This window comes from Pseudomonas sp. IT-P44 (assembly GCF_949768225.1).
Lineage (GTDB): Bacteria > Pseudomonadota > Gammaproteobacteria > Pseudomonadales > Pseudomonadaceae > Aquipseudomonas > Aquipseudomonas migulae.
This window is the reverse complement of record NZ_CATKQM010000059.1, coordinates 1-19,355: the sequence shown is the minus strand read 5'-3', so window position 1 is coordinate 19,355 and position 19,355 is coordinate 1. Positions and strand designations below refer to the sequence as shown.

At 60.8% G+C, this 19,355-nt stretch carries 20 protein-coding genes; 11 read left to right on the top strand and 9 right to left on the bottom strand.

Translation table 11 applies throughout. The features are described from left to right. Positions 1–413: 413 nt before the first annotated feature. From pcsA to ACM6IO_RS25125, 3 genes are all read left to right on the top strand, one after another. Entirely contained in the window at positions 414–1,136 is a 723-nt protein-coding gene (gene pcsA, locus ACM6IO_RS25135; protein ID WP_253404112.1) for a phosphatidylcholine synthase, read from the top strand. Between the two features lie 3 nt (positions 1,137–1,139). Further along, positions 1,140–1,526 (top strand): DUF488 domain-containing protein, encoded by a 387-nt coding sequence (locus tag ACM6IO_RS25130; protein ID WP_414912444.1) that lies wholly within the window; start codon positions 1,140–1,142, stop codon positions 1,524–1,526. A 277-nt stretch (positions 1,527–1,803) separates the two neighbouring features. Next, positions 1,804–2,730, top strand: a complete 927-nt coding sequence (locus ACM6IO_RS25125) for a universal stress protein (protein WP_008043281.1) — start codon at positions 1,804–1,806, stop codon at positions 2,728–2,730. A gap of 135 nt (positions 2,731–2,865) precedes the next feature. Here the strand turns inward: ACM6IO_RS25125 and ACM6IO_RS25120 are convergent, their stop codons facing one another. Together ACM6IO_RS25120 and ACM6IO_RS25115 are read right to left on the bottom strand one after the other, a co-directional pair. Then, a complete protein-coding gene (locus ACM6IO_RS25120; protein ID WP_192229031.1) occupies positions 2,866–3,678 on the bottom strand; it encodes a class I SAM-dependent methyltransferase in 813 nt (270 codons plus the stop codon). A 35-nt stretch (positions 3,679–3,713) separates the two neighbouring features. Continuing rightward, the gene (locus ACM6IO_RS25115) at positions 3,714–3,983 is read right to left on the bottom strand and encodes a DUF4242 domain-containing protein (RefSeq protein WP_008028186.1); all 270 of its coding nucleotides are present in this window, start codon (positions 3,981–3,983) and stop codon (positions 3,714–3,716) included. A gap of 180 nt (positions 3,984–4,163) precedes the next feature. Between ACM6IO_RS25115 and ACM6IO_RS25110 the strand changes: the two genes are divergently transcribed. After that, complete coding sequence (locus ACM6IO_RS25110) at positions 4,164–5,156, top strand: AraC family transcriptional regulator (protein ID WP_414912443.1); 993 nt, start codon at positions 4,164–4,166, stop codon at positions 5,154–5,156. Between the two features lie 9 nt (positions 5,157–5,165). On the opposite strand, the gene ACM6IO_RS25105 is transcribed toward ACM6IO_RS25110, so the two are convergent. The 3 genes from ACM6IO_RS25105 to ACM6IO_RS25095 form a co-directional block, all read right to left on the bottom strand. Beyond that, positions 5,166–6,377, bottom strand: coding sequence for a cytochrome c biogenesis protein DipZ (locus ACM6IO_RS25105; RefSeq protein WP_192229030.1), 1,212 nt, complete (start codon positions 6,375–6,377; stop codon positions 5,166–5,168). A gap of 170 nt (positions 6,378–6,547) precedes the next feature. Further along, positions 6,548–6,844: a hypothetical protein gene (locus ACM6IO_RS25100; protein ID WP_414912442.1), complete on the bottom strand. Its 297-nt coding sequence runs from the start codon at positions 6,842–6,844 to the stop codon at positions 6,548–6,550. A 48-nt stretch (positions 6,845–6,892) separates the two neighbouring features. Continuing rightward, complete coding sequence (locus ACM6IO_RS25095) at positions 6,893–7,153, bottom strand: DUF2790 domain-containing protein (protein ID WP_008043296.1); 261 nt, start codon at positions 7,151–7,153, stop codon at positions 6,893–6,895. A 304-nt stretch (positions 7,154–7,457) separates the two neighbouring features. On the opposite strand from ACM6IO_RS25095, the gene ACM6IO_RS25090 reads away from it, so the two are divergent. The 5 genes from ACM6IO_RS25090 to ACM6IO_RS25070 all read left to right on the top strand — a co-directional run bounded on the left by ACM6IO_RS25090 (position 7,458) and on the right by ACM6IO_RS25070 (position 11,856). After that, positions 7,458–8,198, top strand: coding sequence for a response regulator (locus ACM6IO_RS25090; RefSeq protein ID WP_008028195.1), 741 nt, complete (start codon positions 7,458–7,460; stop codon positions 8,196–8,198). Further along, the gene (locus tag ACM6IO_RS25085) at positions 8,195–9,502 is read left to right on the top strand and encodes an ATP-binding protein (RefSeq protein WP_414912441.1); all 1,308 of its coding nucleotides are present in this window, start codon (positions 8,195–8,197) and stop codon (positions 9,500–9,502) included. The genes ACM6IO_RS25090 and ACM6IO_RS25085 overlap by 4 nt, the downstream gene beginning before the upstream one ends. 191 nt (positions 9,503–9,693) lie before the next feature. Further along, positions 9,694–10,326, top strand: a complete 633-nt coding sequence (locus ACM6IO_RS25080) for a CDP-alcohol phosphatidyltransferase family protein (RefSeq protein ID WP_414912440.1) — start codon at positions 9,694–9,696, stop codon at positions 10,324–10,326. Beyond that, the gene (locus ACM6IO_RS25075; RefSeq protein ID WP_008028204.1) at positions 10,313–10,912 is read left to right on the top strand and encodes a lysophospholipid acyltransferase family protein; all 600 of its coding nucleotides are present in this window, start codon (positions 10,313–10,315) and stop codon (positions 10,910–10,912) included. Before ACM6IO_RS25080 ends, ACM6IO_RS25075 begins: the two co-directional genes overlap by 14 nt. Further along, entirely contained in the window at positions 10,909–11,856 is a 948-nt protein-coding gene (locus tag ACM6IO_RS25070) for a phosphatidate cytidylyltransferase (RefSeq protein WP_008043299.1), read from the top strand. The genes ACM6IO_RS25075 and ACM6IO_RS25070 overlap by 4 nt, the downstream gene beginning before the upstream one ends. A 109-nt stretch (positions 11,857–11,965) precedes the next feature. Here the strand turns inward: ACM6IO_RS25070 and ACM6IO_RS25065 are convergent, their stop codons facing one another. The 3 genes from ACM6IO_RS25065 to ACM6IO_RS25055 all read right to left on the bottom strand — a co-directional run bounded on the left by ACM6IO_RS25065 (position 11,966) and on the right by ACM6IO_RS25055 (position 15,032). After that, positions 11,966–12,721, bottom strand: coding sequence for a DUF2063 domain-containing protein (locus tag ACM6IO_RS25065; RefSeq protein ID WP_414912439.1), 756 nt, complete (start codon positions 12,719–12,721; stop codon positions 11,966–11,968). After that, positions 12,714–13,553 (bottom strand): DUF692 domain-containing protein, encoded by an 840-nt coding sequence (locus ACM6IO_RS25060; protein WP_414912438.1) that lies wholly within the window; start codon positions 13,551–13,553, stop codon positions 12,714–12,716. The genes ACM6IO_RS25065 and ACM6IO_RS25060 overlap by 8 nt, the downstream gene beginning before the upstream one ends. 144 nt (positions 13,554–13,697) lie before the next feature. After that, positions 13,698–15,032: an acetamidase/formamidase family protein gene (locus ACM6IO_RS25055; RefSeq protein WP_008043306.1), complete on the bottom strand. Its 1,335-nt coding sequence runs from the start codon at positions 15,030–15,032 to the stop codon at positions 13,698–13,700. 425 nt (positions 15,033–15,457) lie between these two features. Between ACM6IO_RS25055 and ACM6IO_RS25050 the strand changes: the two genes are divergently transcribed. Next, complete coding sequence (locus ACM6IO_RS25050; protein WP_192418619.1) at positions 15,458–16,504, top strand: class I SAM-dependent methyltransferase; 1,047 nt, start codon at positions 15,458–15,460, stop codon at positions 16,502–16,504. A gap of 156 nt (positions 16,505–16,660) precedes the next feature. Then, a complete protein-coding gene (locus tag ACM6IO_RS25045) occupies positions 16,661–17,503 on the top strand; it encodes an NAD-dependent protein deacetylase (RefSeq protein ID WP_192418621.1) in 843 nt (280 codons plus the stop codon). A 354-nt stretch (positions 17,504–17,857) separates the two neighbouring features. Here ACM6IO_RS25045 and ACM6IO_RS25040 read toward each other — a convergent pair whose 3' ends face one another. Then, positions 17,858–19,183: an OprD family porin gene (locus ACM6IO_RS25040; protein ID WP_414912437.1), complete on the bottom strand. Its 1,326-nt coding sequence runs from the start codon at positions 19,181–19,183 to the stop codon at positions 17,858–17,860. Between the last annotated feature and the right edge of the window lie 172 nt (positions 19,184–19,355).

The following is a 19,355-nucleotide window of genomic DNA, read 5'->3' as shown; positions in this document are numbered from 1 at the left end:
AAAGCCTTTTGGTTCCTTTTTGGCGTTTGAAAAAGGGACTCGCTGTAAGAGCGAAACCAATAGCCGCCGTTACCGCAGGAATGGATATGTACACCCTTAAAAAATTCGTCGCCTGATACACAGCCATCGCCGGCAAGCCGGTCTCACTCCCACAATGGTTCCGGGTACATCCGCAAGATCAGGTCAGCCATCCCCCTGAAATGGACGCAAGCGCAGTCCGACAGCGACATTCCCCTCGGTGAAGGATTTCATACCCAACACCACAGTATTTTTTGACGACCCAGCTAAGATTTACAGACGGTGAACCTTATTCCCGGATTTCCGGTCGATACCTGCAACCCGACCCGGTTCGCCACCGCCCCCGATAAACGAGGGTGATGACTGGCTTGCTTCACTTTCTGGAGAACGCCCCCGTGATATCCACCCTACACATCGCCAGGCTCAAAGCATGGGGCGCCCATGGTTTTACCGCCACTGGCGTAGTCACAGCCTTCCTCGCCACCCTCGCCCTGCTGGAAAACCAACCCACCAATTGCCTGCTGTGGCTGGGCGTCGCACTGATCGTCGACGGGCTCGACGGCGCACTGGCGCGCAAGGTCAATGTGCAGTCGGTGTTACCGAGCTTCGACGGCTCGATCCTTGACCTGGTCATCGACTACCTGACGTACGTGTTTATCCCGGCACTGTTTATCTATCGTTACATCCCGTTGCCGGAGTACACCCTGCTGCTGACCGTGTCGCTGATACTGGTCTCGTCGCTGTTCTGCTTCTGCAACGTCAACATGAAAAGCAAAGACAACTACTTCCAGGGCTTCCCCGCCGCGTGGAACGTGGTTGCGCTATGCCTGTACATCATCGCCCCGTCGCCGTGGATCACCCTGCTCACCGTCATCGGCCTGGCGTTGCTGACCGTGACCCGGATGAAATTCCTGCACCCGTTTCGCGTGCGCCGGTTCATGCCGATCAACATTGCAGTGACGGCCATCTGGTTGCTGTGCAGCTTGTCGCTGGTGATCAACCATCCGGTGATCAACCCGATGGTCATGGGGCTCTGGTTGCTGATGTCGGCCTACTTTCTGGGGATTTGCATCTGGCGCACGGCGATGGAATGGTTTGACGGCTCGCGGCACCCATAAGCCATGCCTATTCATATCGTACGACTCGGCTCACCGCGCCTGCCCGATGAAGGCCTTCGGTTAGGCACCGTGCGCCGCCCGCCTCGTGGCGTGCCGAAGGCTGAGTTTGCCCAGCGGGATTTTTATGATGTGTGGCAACCGCTGCTGTCTCCCAGTGCTGAATTAGTGGCCGAAGCCAAGGCGGCGGCAGATGAAAAAACCTGGGAGGGCTTCAAGCGCAAGTTCAAGGCTGAAATGAATCAGCCTGCGCCCAGCCAGTTGCTGGATCTGTTGGCGGCCCTCTCCCATCACACCTCGCTGGCCGTCGGCTGCTATTGCGAAGATGAAGCGCACTGCCATCGCTCGGTATTGCGCGAACTGTTGCAGGCACGCGGCGCCAAGGTTATTTAAATTCAAATACCCCACAAATCCCCTGTAGGAGCCGGCTTGCTGGCGATGGCGTTCTGTCAGTCAAACTAATGGTCACTGGACGGACGCTATCGCCAGCAAGCCGGCTCCTACAAGGAATTGCGTTGTTCTCAAGGTTGATGTTCACGGCGTAATCGCCACCCTCATAACCCCGCCCCACTCCCGCCTGACCAGACGACAGGTTGATCATGGTCAATACTCAAAAGGTTGAATGCCTGTCGAATGACCCTGACGCTCGTTTACCCACGGGAGGTTTGTCATGTCTGAGCAATCACGTTTCATGCTGGTCGCCTCACCCCTGATGGAACACAGCCCCGCCTTCGACAGGGCCGCAGCGCTGGCCAAGGCCGAAGACGCGGCGCTGCACATCGTTGCGTTCGATTATCTGGAGGGCCTGGCGACCGCCAGTCTGGTCAATGAAAAGGCCCTGGAGCAGATGCGCCTGGGCTATGTCGATCGACACCGTCAATGGCTTGAGGACCAGGCGCGACCCTTGCGCAAGATCGGGGTGCACGTCACCACCGAAGTGACGTGGGTCGAACGGCCGCTGGAGGAAATCCTGATTCACCTGAAAGAGCAGCCGATGGACGTGCTGATCAAGGCGCTGGAGCCGCATTCGATGCTCTCAAGGCTGATGTTCACGCCACTCGACGTGCATTTGCTGCGGGAATGCCCGGTGCCGTTGCACTTCGTCAGCCATGCCGCGCATGCCTTGCCGCGCAAGATCGTCGCGGCGGTCGACCCGTTCCATCGTGATGATCACTACAAAAGCTTCAATGACCGCATTCTTCACGAAGCGGCAAAACTGGCGAGCGCCTGTAATGCCGAGCTGGATGTGGTCTACGCCTATGACCTGTCATCGATCAGCGCCGATGAATTCGGCTTCGACAACGGTTCGGCGTTTTTCTCGTCGGGCAAAGCCAGGACCCTGTTCGACTACCAGGAAGCCGCCTTCAACGAACTGGCCGAACGCAACGGCATCGCGCCGCAGCAACGGCACATGATCATGGGCAACCCGGTAAAGGTCCTGACCCGCTACGCCGATGCCTGCGACATCGACGTGATCGTCATGGGCCGCATCGGCCATCGCGGCTTGGGCAGGTTGATCGGCAGCACGGTGGAGCACCTGCTGTACAAAATGCCGTGCAGCGTCTGGGTGGTGTACAGCGAGCGGTTGGATGAGTAATCAATCGACCAGACACCACATACCCAATGTGGGAGCGGGCTTGCTCGCGAAGGTGGAGTGTCAGGCGACATCATTGTTGACTGACACTCCGCCTTCGCGAGCAAGCCCGCTCCCACAGGGGGGGGCGTTGCCGGGTCAACGCCTTGTGATCACCACTTCAAGGTATTCACTCGGCACCACCAGCGATTTTTCACCCGTGCGGTTCAAGCGGTTGATCAGCTCGGTCAGGTCACCTTCAAGGGCCTGGGCGCCTTCGGGGGGCAGCGCCGCGAACGCCTTGTGGACCGGGCCATACCAGGTGCGGAACGTGTCGATGAAATGCGCGGCCGAACGGTAGCGGAAATTGAAGAACCGCCGTGTCACCTGAAGCAGAAACTCGCGCTCATCAAAATGCTTATGCAGCCAGGCCTCGGAACCCCAGTTCGACGGTGGTTGTGCCCCCGGCGGAGGTGGCATGTGCCGGCCCAGGGTCTTGAACATCTGGCCGACGAAACCTTCAGGCGTCCAGTTGGCGAGGCCGATCCGGCCGCCCGGACGACAGACCCGCGCGAGCTCGGCGGCAGCCTTGGACTGGTCCGGTGCGAACATCACGCCGAAGGTCGACAGCACCGCATCGAAACTGCCGTCCTCGAACGGCAGCGCCTCGGCATCCGCCACTTGAAAGGTCACCTCCAGGCGTTCCGCCCGGGCCCGGTCTTCGCCGCGCTCCAGCAGCGCGGCGACGTAGTCGGTGGACGTGACGCGGGCACCCCGACGCGCGGCCGCCAATGTCGCGTTGCCGTTGCCGGCGGCGACGTCCAGCACACGCTCGTCGCAAAGCAGGTCGCAGGCTTCGGCGAGCTGCTCGCCGACAATCTGCAAGGTGGTGCCGATCACGGCATAGTCGCCACTGGCCCAGGCGGCCATCTGACGGTTTTTCAAGGCAGTGAGATCAATGGGAGTACTCATCAAATCGCTCCGTTACGAGTTCAAACGCCCCCGGCTTATTCCGCCGTGGTGGGGTCGATGACGGTCATGACCCGGGAAATGCGGTTGGCCGGGAAACCACTCAGCCTGGCATGCTCCCTGATCAACTCTTCGTTGGGCGAGAGGTACACGCAGTAGAGCTTGTCACCGGTGACATAACTCTGCTGCCACTGCACCTCCGGCAAGTCGCGCAACGCTCGGCAGGACTTTTGCGAAGCCGCTTTCAAATCCCTTTCTGACAGTGTTCCAGCACCCGGAATCTCGCGTTCAATGATGAACTTCGGCATGGCAACCTCTCATTTTTGTTATTGATGACAGGGTCGGCAGACCCTGTGCCAACTATCGCGCTGCTGACCATCGGCGTCCTGCCCGATCGTCGGCCAACCTTGCCCGATCGTCCGGAGGTTTCGCGTTGTGCCGCCACAGGCTCACAATCAAAAACTGCCCGCCCACAGGGGAACACCACCATGGACGCCCTGTCCCAGACCCTGCGCGTCGTCCGCCTGGTCGGCGCGATTTTCATCAACACCAGGTTCACTGCCCCCTGGTGTTATCAGTCACCGAGCGCAGACACCGCCGCACCGTTTCTCGAGCCCGGCGCCGAACGCGTGGTGATCTTTCACTTGATCACCGAAGGCGAGTGTTATGTCGAGCTCGGTGATGATCCTCCCCAATTGCTGACGGCTGGCGATGTGGTGGTGTTTCCGCAGGGCGATGCCCACCGCATGTGCTCCAAACCCGGTCTCGCGCCGGCCAGCGGCGCACGGCTGGACGTCGTGCTCGCGCGCCGTCCACGGCAGTTGAGTTATGGCGGTGGCGGCGCGGTCACGCGCCTGGTGTGCGGTTATCTGGCGTGCGATACGCGGCTGGCGGGCATGTTGTTGACGGGGTTGCCGGCCGTGGTAAAGGTCAATGTGCGAGGTTCGAACGCCGGGATCTGGCTGGAATCTTCGGTGCGTTATGCGCTGGCCGAAGCGCGCTCGCCAAGGCCCGGTGGTGAAGGCGTACTGGCCAAGCTGGCCGAGGTGTTGTTCATCGAAGTGCTGCGTTTGTACATGCACGAACAGGGCGAAGGCCGGACCGGTTGGCTGGCGGGTGTCGGCGACCGGATCGTCGGCGCCGCCCTCAACGCGCTGCACAAAAAACCCTGTCATGCCTGGACACTGGATGAACTGGCGCGCACCGCCGGCACCTCAAGATCGGTATTGGCGGAACGCTTTCAGCAACTGGTGGGGATTTCGCCGATGCAGTACCTGACGCAATGGCGCATGTTGCTGGCGGCCAACCTGTTACGCAGCAGTAACAGCTCATTGATGCGCATCGCCGAAGAGGTCGGTTACCAGACCGATACGGCATTCAGCCGGGCGTTTCGGCGGGAGTTCGGCGCACCGCCCGCAGCGTGGCGGCGCAGTCAGGAGAAACGAACAATGGCCCACGGCGCGGAGCCTGTGAGCCATTGAGTTGACGGGTTACGCAGCGGGGGCTTTCGCTTCTTCCAGCAACTGCTGGATCATCTTTTCCTGGGTTTCGTAGCGACCTTCACCGAAGTGGGTGAAACGCACCTGCCCCTTGGCGTCGATCAGGTAGTGAGCGGGCCAGTACTGGTTATCGAAGTTGCGCCAGATCGCGTAGTTGTTGTCGATGGCCACCGGGTATGTGATGCCGAGCTTTTTCACCTGATCCTTGACGTTGGAAATGATGCGTTCGAAGCCGTATTCCGGGGTGTGGACGCCGATCACCACCAGGCCATCCTTCTCGTATTTCTTCGCCCAGTCCTTCACATAAGGCAGGGTGTGCTGGCAGTTGATGCAGTCGTAGGTCCAGAAGTCCACCAGCACCACTTTGCCTTTGAGCGACTCATTGGTCAGTGCTGGCGAGTTGATCCATTCGACGGCGCCGGACAGCGACGGCATCGGGCCTTGGGCATTGTCCAGGCTTGTATCGGCCTTGACCTTGCTGACCAGGTAATCGACCACTTTCGGTACGCTTTCCAGCACGCCTTTCTCGATACTGCTGACGCCCTCGGAAGAAGTGCCGGCCAGCAGGGTCTTGTCGGCGCCGGTGGAAATCACCACCGCAGCCGCCAGTACCGCAAACCCGGTACCGCGTCGCAACCAGCCGGTCACCGGAATCGACGCTTTCAAGCGATTGACCAGGCCGCGACCGGCGAAGATCAAGGTGCCCAGGGACAACGCGCTGCCCAGGCCGTACGCCACCAGCAACAGACTGGTTTGCGCGTTGGCGCCTTGCAGCATGGCGCCGGTGAGGATCACACCGAGGATCGGCCCGGCGCACGGCGCCCAGAGCAGACCGGTGGCGACACCGATCATCACCGAACCCAACGGGCCGGACATTTTGCGGGTGTCGGGGTCGAGGCGATTGCCCAACAGCACGAACGGGCGTGCCAGCCAGCCACCGACCCGCGCCGAAATCAGCGACAGGGCAAACAGCGCCATCACGATCAGGGCCACGTGGCGACCGGTGTTGTTGGCTTGCACCACCCATTCACTGCTGACCACGGCCAGGCTGGAGATCAGGGCGAAGGTCAGGACCATGCCGCCGAGGGTGAGCAGGATCGAGGAGCGAGTGCGGTCGACCCCGGCGAACAGGAACGGCACGACCGGGAGGATGCAGGGACTGAGGACGGTCAAAATGCCGCCCAGGAAAGCGATGAGAAACATGAGGATCACCTATAAATACGAGGGTGGCGGTTAACACCGATCCAATGTGGGAGCGGGCTTGCTCGCGAAGGCGGACTGTCAGCCAACATCAATGCTGAATGTTGAATCGCTTTCGCGAGCAAGCCCGCTCCCACCTGGAATGTGGGTGATTACAGAAACAGTGTCCGGCCTCAGGCCGTCTGCTCATCCAGCAACTGGCCTTGTGGCGTGCGGCTGCCACCGTTCTCGGCAACCATCTGACCTTGCGGCGTACGGCTCGAACCATCCGCAGCCACCATCTGCCCTTGCGGCGTACGGCTCGAACCGTCCTGCACCAGCAAGTCGTTGGCGCCCTGCTCGTTCACCGGGGTCAGCTGGAAGCAGGTGCTGCTGCCGCAGGTGCTTTGTTCAACGGCGGCGTTGGCGTGAGCGGCGGCGCCGGCAAGGGCGAAGGCAGAGGCGGTCAAAAAGCGGGTTACGTTGTTCATGGCGTTATTCCTGTATCAAAGGGGATTGGCAATCGGTCAGCGAAGGACTCAGTTGTCTTCGTTGCAGTCAGCAATTTTTCGGTAGTCCAGCACCTGGGTTTTGTTCTGGGAGTCCAGGTAAGTCAGCTGGGCATCGACAATCCCGCAGGCGTTCGTGGTGTCCTGTGTCAACGACACCACTTTCTTGATGTCCAGGTGCGTGCCGTAGCTGTAGGTCCTGGCGCTGACGTCAGCTTCGGCACGGGCCGACAGGGTGCAGATGTTCAGGGCGGCAAACAGGCAAGCGGCGTAGATGGCTTTGGTGTTCATGGTGGTGTCCTCAAGGCTTCAATGGGTAGGTCGTTCAATTGAGCCGAGGCGGTTGGGTTTGCCTCGATGGAACCTATTAGAAGGCCCTGAGGTATCTCGTCTGTGTCGAGAAGCGGCGCGTGTAAATCGGTACGTATCAAAGGGGCCTGCCGATACACAGCGATACAAAACCCCTGGATTCCCGGGTTTTTAAGTCCATGTGTATCCGCCGACACACCAGATACACTGCAATACAAAGGGTGGCGGGCGAGCGGGCAAAGGCTCGATAGACTGTGCGCATTCCCTATTTGAAGAGGCTTGGCCCATGGAACACGTCGATCACATCCTCATCGTGGACGATGACCGCGAGATTCGAGAGCTGGTAGGCAACTACCTGAAGAAGAACGGCCTGCGCACCACCGTCGTGGCGGACGGCCGGCAGATGCGCGCGTTCCTGGAGACCACGCCGGTGGACTTGATCGTGCTCGACATCATGATGCCGGGCGACGATGGCCTGATGCTGTGCCGCGAGATCCGCGCTGGCAAACACAAGACCACCCCGGTGCTGATGCTAACTGCGCGCAACGATGAAACCGACCGCATCATCGGCCTGGAAATGGGCGCCGACGATTACCTGGTCAAGCCGTTCGCCGCCCGTGAACTGCTGGCGCGGATCAACGCGGTGCTGCGGCGCACACGGATGCTGCCGCCCAACCTGGTGGTCACCGAAAGCGGTCGCCTGCTGGCCTTCGGTCGCTGGCGCCTGGACACCTCGGCCCGCCATCTGCTCGATGACGACGGCACCATGGTCGCGCTCAGCGGCGCGGAATATCGACTGCTGCGGGTGTTCCTCGATCATCCGCAACGGGTGCTCAACCGCGACCAGTTGCTGAACCTGACCCAGGGCCGCGATGCCGATCTGTTCGACCGTTCCATCGATTTGCTGGTCAGCCGCCTGCGTCAGCGCTTGCTCGACGACGCACGGGAACCGGCCTACATCAAAACCGTGCGCAGCGAAGGCTATGTGTTTTCGCTGCCGGTGGAAGTCCTCGGGGCGCCCGCATGAACCTTTCCCTGCGGTGGCCCCGCACCCTCGCCTCACGCCTGTCGCTGATATTCCTGATCGGTCTGATTCTGGCGCAGGTCCTGTCTTTCGGCGCGCAGTACTACGAGCGCTACGAAAGCGCGAAAAACACCATGCTGGGCAATCTGGAAACCGACGTTTCAACGTCCATCGCCATCCTCGACCGCTTGCCGGCCGAAGAACGCATGAGTTGGCTGCAACAACTGGATCGCCGCAACTATCGCTATTTGCTGGATGAAGGTTCGCCCGGCACGGCGATGAGCGATACGCCTATCGCGGTGACCTCGATCAAGGACGCCATCGGCAAGGATTACCCGATGACCGTGACCGACATTCCCGGTCCGATCAAACATTTCCAGGTCCATCTGAAACTGGCCGATGGCAGCCCGGTCACCATCGACGTGCGTCCGTCTATGGTGCCGTTGTCACCCTGGTTGCCGGTCGTCTTGCTCGGCCAACTGTTGCTGATGATTCTGTGCACCTGGCTGGCCGTGAGAATCGCCATTCGCCCCCTCACCCGCCTCGCACAAGCCGTCGAAACGCTGGACCCCAACACCCACCCGGTGCACCTGGACGAAAAAGGCCCGACCGAAGTCGCCCACGCCGCCATGGCCTTCAACGCCATGCAGGCGCGCATCGCTGCCTATTTGAAAGAACGCATGCAATTGCTGGCGGCGATTTCCCACGACCTGCAAACCCCCATCACTCGGATGAAACTGCGCGCCGAGCTCATGGACGACTGCAACGAAAAAGACAAACTGTGGAACGACCTCGGCGAGATGGAGCATCTGGTGCGCGAAGGCGTGGCCTATGCCCGCAGCGTCCATGGCGCCACCGAGGAGAGCCGTCGCACCGATCTGGATTCGTTCCTCGACAGCCTGGTGTTCGACTATCAGGACGTGGGCAAAGACGTTCAGCTCAGCGGAAAAAGTGACACCGTCATCGACACCCGGCCGCACGCCTTGCGCCGCGTGCTGGTGAACCTGACGGACAACGCACTCAAATTCGCCGGCGCGGCAGAACTGCAGGTGGAATCGAAACCTGGCGGCAGCTTGTCGGTGAAGGTAATGGACCGCGGCCCCGGGATTGCCGAAGAAGAACTCGCCCACGTGATGGAGCCGTTCTACCGCGTGGAGAATTCCCGCAACCGCAGCACCGGCGGCACCGGCCTGGGCCTGGCGATTGCCCAGCAACTGGCACTGGCCCTTGGCGGGTCGTTGACGCTGAGCAACCGCGAAGGCGGCGGACTCTGCGCAGAGCTAAAGCTCCCGGCCCGCCCTTTGTAGGAGCGAGGCTTGCCCGCGAAGGCCTCGACACGGTTCTAGCTGAAAACCGTGTCATCGTTCTTCGCGGGCAAGCCTCGCTCCTACAGAACCTGAACCAAGGCCAAGGAAAGCCTTTATATTGTCGGGCGCAGTCGGTGATTCGCCGCTGTGCTGTACTCGGCAGTACCTCATCATTGATATGGACATTGCACATGGATGAAAACAGAAGACCCATCAAGACGCGTTCTGCGGGATGGGCCAAATACGTCACCGACCAGTTGGTGAAAAGGGACCTCTCCCCCAATCAGATCTCCGTGGCCAGCATCGCCTTCGCACTCGCTGGCATCGTCGCGCTCAATATCGACACGGGCGTCATCGGCTCGATCCTCTGCGCCCTCGGCATTCAGTTGCGCCTGTTGTGCAACCTCTTCGACGGAATGGTCGCGATTGAGGGCGGCAAGAAATCCGACATCGGCAGCCTCTACAACGAATTCCCCGACCGGATTGCCGACAGCCTGCTGATTGTCGGCCTGGGCTACGCCATCGGCTACTCTGACCTTGGCTGGTTTACCGCGCTGGCTGCGGCATTGACGGCATACGTCAGGGTGTTTGGCGGTTCGATCGGTCTCAAGCAGAGCTTCATCGGCCCGATGGCCAAGCAGCACCGAATGGCGGTCATGACGGTCGGGCTGCTGCTGAATGCCGTCGAAGCGAGCGTTTATGCCACTCACTACGTGCTGTTGATTGCGCTGGTCATCATCGCCATCGGCTCCGCCGCGACCTGCGTCACGCGCACCCTGGCCATCTCGCGCGAACTGAAGGGGAATCCTCATGTGGATCAGTAACGCGCTGATTTCTGTTCTTCGATTCGTGATCGGCGTCACCGCCCGATGGGAAAGCCCGCCGGACCTGACACGCCAGCGTATCTATTTCGCCAATCACTCCAGCCATATGGACACCCTGGCAATCATCGCGGCCCTGCCACCGGAAGCCCGAGTGAACGTGAAACCGGTTGCGGCCGCTGACTACTGGGGAAAGAACAAATTCCTGTCATACATCTCGCAGAAAGGCCTGAATGCGGTGCTGATCGATCGCAACCCCGCGCCCGGCGTCAACGTACTGGAGCCGATTTTCGACGTGGTGCGCGCCGGCCATTCGATCATCATCTTTCCGGAAGGCACGCGCGGCAGCGAAGCGTTGCCCGGTCCTTTCAAATCGGGTCTGTTCCGCTTGGCCGAGACATTCCCTGAGGTTGACCTGGTGCCTATCTACCTGGAAAACCTGCATCGCTCCATGCCAAAAGGCAAACACGTCCCCCTGCCCATCATCTGCACGATCCGTATCGGCGATCCGCTGCAACGGATCAGCGGCGAGGAAAAACAGGTGTTTCTGGATCGGGCGCGTGACGCGATTGTGAGGTTGTCGGAATGAATCTTGATGAAAAGTTTTTGTGGTTCTTCGGCGCCATTGCCGCCCTGTTGGCGATCGCTTCGATCATCGGCCGGATACTGGCCAAGCGGGCGACGACAGAGGGTTCGGTCTCGACCATCGAAAACCTCAACCAGCGCGTAAATGCCTGGTGGGGGATGGTGATCATTTTCTTCGTGTCCTACCTGCTGGGCGGGAACGCGACGGTCATTCTGTTCGGCTTCATTTCCCTGTTCGCGCTCCGGGAATTCATCACCCTGACACCGACCCGACCTGGCGACCATAACGCGCTGTTTTCGGCGTTTTTCATTCTGATCCCCCTGCAATACGTACTGATCGGCACCCACTGGTATTCGCTGTTCACGCTGTTGATTCCGGTGTACGCCTTCCTGCTGTTGCCAGCGATTGCGGTGCTGAGCCAGGACACCGACGCCTTCCTGGAACGGGCAGCCAAAATTCAGTGGGGGGTGATGATTTGCGTCTACTGCATCAGCCACGCGCCGGCGCTGTTACTGCTGGACCTGGAAGGCTTCCAGGGCCAGAACGCGCTGCTGCTGTTCTACCTGGTGTTCGTCGTGCAGTTGAGTGACGTGTTGCAGTACGTGTTCGGCAAGCTCTTCGGCAAGCACAAGGTTGCGCCGCTGGTGAGCCCGTCGAAAACCGTGGAAGGCCTGGTCGGCGGCGGTTTGTCAGCCACGCTGATTGGCGGCTGCATGTTCTGGATGACACCGTTCAGTTTCTGGCAGTCGCTGATGATGTCGTTCGTGATTGTGGTGATGGGTTTCCTGGGCGGCCTGGTGATGTCGGCGATCAAGCGCAGCCTCAGCGCCAAGGACTGGGGCACCATGATCAAGGGCCACGGCGGCATGCTCGACCGGATGGACTCGATCTGCTTCGCGGCGCCGATCTTCTTTCACCTGACGCGGTACTTCTTCTCCGCCCAATAAAAACGCATCCCCCCTGTAGGAGCCGGCTTGCTGGCGATAGCGGTAGGTCAGTCGACACATTTATCGCCTGAACGGACGCCATCGCCAGCAAGCCGGCTCCTACAGGGGGTTATGCCGGGCCAACCACCCCTTCCCCGTGCATCTGCCGCAACAACACCGCTCCGCTGTCGATGAAATCCTGCGATCCCGCCGCCCCCGCTTCAACGGCCAATCCTTCCAGCTGCTCACGTCCGTTCAGTTGGGGAAACTCGTCGATCCGCTGCAACAAGCGCCAGGCCAGCGGGCTCAGTTCGGAAAACTTCACACTCCAGTCCTCCGCCCGACGAACCAACAGCAACGTCGGCTGAGCCGGAGGCGTTTCAGGCTGATAGTCCGGCCCCACCAATTGCACCGGCCAGGCATACGCCAACGGCCAGGCCAGCGGTGAAACCTGCAACGGTCGATCCAGCAGCAGCCCGACATCACTCGCCGGCAATGGCTCGGCGTCGGACTGTTGCAACACCATCTCGATCCACTCGTAATGCGCCAGTTCCACCATGAACGGCGGCCACGCCCCTTCGTGCAACGCAGGCGGTTCTGACGCAAGAAAGTCGACAAACTCCCTGGCGATCTCACCGAATTTCGGCGTTTGCGCACGGTGGTCCCGCAGGAACATGCGCACCAGCGAACCCCAGCGCTCATCGCCAAGAATCTTGATCAGCACCGGAAAAGTGCCGCTGAGCAAGATCGAGAGGTTATTGAAAACAAGGTCGCGATAAACCTGTGCCCGGGCCACGTCCATTCCGGTCGGCGGCGCGCAGTGATCGGGGTCGCGCAGATAAAGCCCCAAGGTGTTTTGCTGCTGAAACAGGCTTGCGTTATCCACGGTTCACCCCCTTGGCCTGCAAGCGGCGAATGGTCTGCAATTCGGCAACCAGTTCCGCGAATGCAGGGAAATTGAAATCCCGCTCAAGCAACGTCGGTTGCGCGCCGAACCGCGCATAAGCCTGGGCCAGCAACGACCACACCACCGGTTTCACCGAGGCACCGTGGGTGTCGATTTTCAACGTGTCGGACTCATCGAAATGCCCGGCCACGTGCATCGCCACCACCCGGTCCGAATCGATGCCGGCCAGAAAAACCTGCGGATCAAAATCGTGGTTGATCGAGTTGACGTACACATTGTTGACGTCCAGCAACAGGTCGCAATCGGCTTCACGCAGCACCGCGTTGGTGAACGTCAGCTCGTCCATGTCCTGTTGCGGCGCGGCGTAATACGAGACGTTTTCCACCGCCAGGCGCCGACCGAGAATGTCCTGGGACTGGCGAATGCGCGCGGCGACGTGGTGCACCGCTTCTTCGGTAAAGGGCAGCGGCAACAAGTCGTAAAGGTGACCGTCATCGCTGCAGTAGCTCAGGTGTTCGCTGTACAGCGGCACGTTGTACTGATCGAGAAAAACCCGCACTTCTTGCAAGAACCCGACGTCCAGCGGCGCCGGCCCGCCCAATGACAGGGACAAACCATGGCAGGACAACGGATAGCGCTCGGCCAGGCCCCGCAGTGCCGCGCCATGGGTGCCGCCGATGCCGATCCAGTTCTCCGGCGCGACTTCCAGAAAGTCGAAATCGCCCACGCGGGCGGCTTGAAGGTCTTTCATCAAACCGCGACGCAGGCCAAGTCCGACGGTGGCCTTCGTTGATGTGTTGGAAGTCTGCATGATGTCGATCTCAAAGGTTGTCAGAACGTAATCACAGTTAACCGAAACGGTGTATCGGGCCTGTGTTGCGTTCCGGCAGAAAATCGCGGCGGTTGTATCGCCGGCGGGTCTGTACACACTTCGGTACAGAGCCGCCGGTGGGCGTTACGCCAGGTCGTATTTCTCGCGCACCAGATGGCCGATGCCGATGCGATCGAGCACGTTCATCGGGCACAGGAAGGTCACGCGCACGGTGCCGGGCAAGCGGCTGATGTCGATGGAACCGGTGATGGTCGCGCGGTTGAGCACTTCGTCATACGGCAGGCCCGTGACCGAAGCGGCACGTTTCAGGCCGTTTTCCACCGCCACGTTAAGGTTCTCGCCACTGCCGATGAAGGTGATCGGGCCGCTCTGCTCGATCTCGGTCTGGCCCCAACGCTCACCCAGTTCGCGGACTTTCTGCCGTTGCAGGGCATTCATCGGCCGCGCCATCGGCGGCAGATCGTCGAGGTTTTGCAGGAGGATCGGGCCTTCCAGTGTCAGGTGCTTGATCACTTCGACCTGCACTTCGGTTTCCCCGGAGCAGTCGGTGGCATGCCCGGCGATCTCGCCGTTGCCCTGCTGGGCGTGCATGTCGCCCATGTACACACCGGCGCCCGGGACTTTCACCGGGCAGATCAATACGCAGCCTTCGCGGATCGAGTTGGTGTCCATGTGACCGTCAGTCTTGGCCGCGTGCAGTTCCTCACGCGTCATGCCGAAACGGTGCGGTGCGCCGATCAGGTATTGGCCGAAATCGGCGCAGTTGTGCGAGTCCGGCAAGTCCCGCGACGGCGTGGTGCCGATGTTGCCGAGGAACGGCCGCATGTGCGCGGCAACGCCGGGGATGTCGGCGCGGGCCAGGGACAGGATCGAATGCTGGGCGGCGAATTCCGGCAGCGCCGACATCTCGGAGGCGTTGCCCGCCAGTTGGTTGGCGATGTCCTGATTGACGGTCAGGCTGACCTGATTCTGCGCATCGAACACGATCACGTAACCGTGGCTGAAGCGGAAAGCGCTGACTTCGGCGCCGCAATTGCTGCAACGAATCGAATCTTCGCCAATGCCTTCGACGTAGCTGGCCGGGTGCTCGGTGCCGCATTTGCTACAGAATTTCGCGACGAACGGGTCGCCGTTGTAGCGACCTTCAACGAAGCTCATCACGCCGGACGAGGTGGCCAGCGAGGTGACGCGCATGCTTTTGATCTTGATCGCCACAGCGTCGCCGATTTCGGCACCGGCAATGGCCACCGGTTGGGTCACTTCATGGCCGCCCTCGAAGGCCGGCGTAATCATCGGCCCCCAGCAGCCTGGCGGCGTGCCGGTGATCAGGGTGCCGCCGTCGGCCAGCGGGCCGAGCATCGGCTGGCTTGGGCCGATGAGGCCGCTGGTGTATTGGTCGACGCGCAGGCGATCAACGGGTGTGGATGTCAGGTCGGTTTCAGGCAGGAGCGTGGTCATTGTTGTCCCCTTCACGGTGTATAGGGTGCCAAGCGGCCTGTGCAGTTCATCGCAGGTTTGTATCTGGGCTGTGTTCGGCAGTGAGCCGGTTTTGCGGGAAATGTATCGAGAAGGACGTTAGATACACTCCGATACACACGTCCCCCTGTAGGAGCGAGGCTTGCCCGCGAAGACGGAGTGTCAGACCCAAGGATTTGCCTGACACTCCGCCTTCGCGGGCAAGCCTCGCTCCTACAGGGGTACGTGTGTGAATCAGGCAAATGCGGGCTTTCGTCGCTCCGGCCGGCAGCCCACGGCCTGCGGACTAAACTTACTGCACGCAGGACGCACTCACCGTCCTGATCATTTCCACGACCACTGCCCAGAGGCGAATGCCTCGACAAAGAATGCCCCTGGACCGTGATCCAGCTGAAGGAGCACACGTGATGGACGAGGCCAGACTCAACGATTTCATGGGCAAACTGGTGAACGACATGGGCGGCGCGGCGATGCTCGCCAACGTCATCCTCGGCGAAGAGCTCGGGCTGTACCGGGCGATGGCCGACAGTCAGTTGATCAGCCCCGAAACACTCGCCGAGAAAACCGGCTGCAACCCCCGCCTGCTGCGCGAATGGCTTAGCGCTCACGCCGCGTCCGGTTACATGGAACACCGCGACGGCCAGTTCCGCCTGCCCGAAGAACAAGCCCTGGCATTGGCGATCGAAGACTCACCGGTCTACGTGGCGGGCGGTATCGGGGTGGTCGCGTCGTTTTTCCATGACAAGGACAAGCTGGTCAAAGCCATGCGCGGCAACGGCGCCCTGCCCTGGGGCGAACACCATCCGTGCATGTTCAGCGGCACGGAACGGTTCTTCCGGCCAGGCTACAAGGCGCACCTGGTCGCCGAATGGCTACCGTCCCTTGAAGGTGTCGTCGCCAAACTGGAGGCTGGCGCCAAGGTCGCGGACATCGGCTGCGGGCATGGCGCATCGACGGTGATCATGGCCCAGGCGTTCCCCGAATCGCGGTTCGTCGGTTTCGACTACCACGCGCCGTCCGTCACCGTCGCCACCCAGCGTGCCGAGGAAGGCGGTGTGTCCGGGCGGGCGCGGTTCTTCCAGGGCACGGCAAAAAGCTACCCCGGTGACGACTACGACCTGATCTGTTATTTCGACTGCCTGCATGACATGGGCGACCCGGTGGGCGCGGCGCGGCACGCCTATGAGTCGCTGAAGCCGGACGGCACGGTGCTGCTGGTGGAACCGTTCGCCAACGACAAGCTCGATGACAACGTTACCCCGGTTGGCCGGTTGTTCTACGCCGCCTCGACGTTCATTTGCACCCCGAACTCGCTGTCTCAGGAAGTCGGCCTCGGGCTCGGCGCCCAGGCCGGTGAGGCGCGGTTGCGCAAGGTGTTTACGGAAGCGGGATTCAGCACATTCCGTCGGGCGACGGAAACACCGTTCAACCTGATACTCGAAGCGCGCAAGTAAACACCGCTCTTGTAGGAGCGAGGCTTGCCCGCGAAGGCGGTATTTCAGGCACACCGTCGTTGTCTGACAGGCCGTCTTCGCGGGCAAGCCACGCTCCTACAAGTGAATCACCAAATGCTACGCTGCAAACACCCCAGGCCCATCGGAGTGTTGAACATGCTCGACAGCCGCACCCGCGAACAACTCGACCGGCTTCAGCAGTTCATGGCCGACCAGCCGTTCGTGGTCCTGACCGGTGCCGGCATCAGCACCCCGTCGGGCATTCCGGACTACCGCGACCACCAGGGCGTGCGCCGAGGCCGGCAACCGATGATGTATCAGGAATTCCTCAGCGCCCCCGAATCCCGGCGCCGCTACTGGGCGCGAGCGATGCTCGGCTGGCCGCGGGTGCGTCAGGCTCAGCCGAATGTGGCGCATGAAGCCCTCGCCAACCTGCAAAGCACCCGACAGATCAGCGGGCTGATCACCCAGAACGTCGACACCTTGCACGACCAGGCCGGCAGCCACGACGTGATCGAACTGCATGGCAGCCTGCACCGGGTGCTGTGCCTGGATTGCGGGCAGCGCAGTGAGCGGGATTCGATCCAGCAGTTGATGGAAACGCAGAACCCGTACCTGGCCGGCGTGGATGCGGTGCAAGCGCCGGACGGCGACACGCTGCTCGACGCGGCGTTCGAAGCGCGGTTTCAAGTACCGCATTGCCCGCATTGCGCGGGCGAGCGAATGAAACCGGACGTGGTGTTTTTTGGCGAGAACGTGGCGCAGGTGACGGCAGCCAAGGCAATGGCTGCAGTGGAAAAAGCGGCGGGATTGCTGGTGGTGGGGTCTTCGTTGATGGCGTATTCGGCATTTCGGTTATGCCGGGCGGTGGCGGATCAGGGCAAGCCGCTGATAGCGATTAACCTGGGCAAGACGCGGGCGGATGACATCCTCGATCTGAAAATCGAGGCTTCGTGTGAGCAACTATTGCCGTTGCTGACCCAGCGCCTGACACCTTAGCAACAACGCATACCTTGCCGGCGACGGCGACGTAACAGATACACCGCGCCGCCTGAATCGCCAGCAAGCCGGCTCCTACAAAGACCGTGCCCGCCTGGCACCTTAGCAACTGACACAACACATACCCTGTAGGAGCCGGCTTGCCGGCGATGACGTCCGCAAAAACAGCGCAAACCTCAAGGCCCAATCGCCGGCAAGCCGGCTCCTACAAAGACCGTGCTCGCCTGGCACCTTAGCAACTGACAAAACGCAAACCCTGTAGGAGCCGGCTTGCTGGCGATGACGTCCGCAAAAACAGCGCAAACCTCAAGGCCCAATCGCCGGCAAGCCGGCTCCTACAAAGACCGTGGGCGATTACAGCAGCGACAAGGTGTAGTTGATGATAAAGCGATTCTGATCAACGTTACGCCCGGCATCGGTATTCGACTTGCCGTTGCGCACGCTGAAACCAAGCCCCTTGAGCGACCCCGATTGCAGCACGTAGTCCAGGGTCATATCACGCTCCCACTCGGACTGATCGCCCGCGTTGCGAACCTTGATGTCAGTCCCTTTCAGATACGCGATCGACGCTCTCAGGCCCGGCACGCCCAAAGGCGCGAAGTCATAGGAATACTGACCGAAGTTCGTCTGCTCGCCCGCACGGGTAAAGCTCTGGATCATGCGGTCCGTCGGCAGGTAAACACTGCCACCACCCGCCCCTTTATCAACCAGGCTGCCTTGGTTGGGCTGCACGAAGTTGCTGCCGTCACCCACCTGTTGATGCCCCAGCGACACCGAGTGGCCACCGTTCACATAGGTGATCATCGCCACCCAGGTGTTGTTGTCGATTTCACCGTTGTTGTCCTCGGTATAACCCGAGGTGCGGTAGCCTTGTGCGCGGCCGGCAGCGGAACTGTTGGCGCCCGTCGATGTGGTGTTGAAGTAACGCAGATCAGTGGTGAACGAGCTTTTGCTGTCGATCGGCAACACGTGGGTCAGGCCGAAGAAGTTCTGGTTGTAGAAGTCTTCCATCTGCGCGAAGTAATACTGCGCCTTCAGTTCCTTGGTGATGTAGTAGTCTCCGCCGGCGAAGTAGAACTTGTTGCTGTCCTGGGTGGCGCCCGGCACCGACAAACCAGTCCGGTCCGTCGAGGCGCGGCCGACCGCGTGTTCAAGCACGCCACTGGTCAGCATCAAGCCATCGATGTCATTCGAGGTGACCTGCGCACCGGTGAACGACTGCGGCAATACGCGGGCATCGTTCGACAACAGAATCGGCAATTTCGGCAGCAAGGTGCCGTAGCGGAACTCAGTTTTTGAGATGCGCATCTTCGCCGTGGGGCCGAAGCTGCTCCAAGTGTCGGCAGCACCGTCGCCGTCACTCGGGATCATGCCGCTGCCGACGTGGCGACCCGCGCCGCTGTCCAGCGTCACACCGAGCAAGGCTTGCGCATCCAGCCCGAACCCGACCGCGCCCTGGGTAAAACCGGACTCATAACGCAGCACAAAACCCTGCGCGGCCTCCTCGGTTTTCGACGGGTCCGCCGTGCCATCGCGGTTATCGCTGTTGAAATACAACGTGCGCATCGACAGCGTGGCTTTGCTGTCCTCCAGAAAACCGTGCGCGGCAGAATCGGCTGCCTGTGCGCACATCGAACCGGTGGCCAGCAAAAGTGCGGTGGGGATTGCTCGCTTGAACATACGGTGCTCCTGAGTCATTTTTTTATGTTTTTTTTTAGTTTTTGCTGACCGCTGTCCGCCACGGGCACTCAACCGCGGCGCGCACAATGCCGCGCTCGATGAGTGACCATGAGCCTTGAGGAAAGCGATCGGAGTGTTCGAGCTAGATCAGGTAAGAAAGACCCACGGTCAG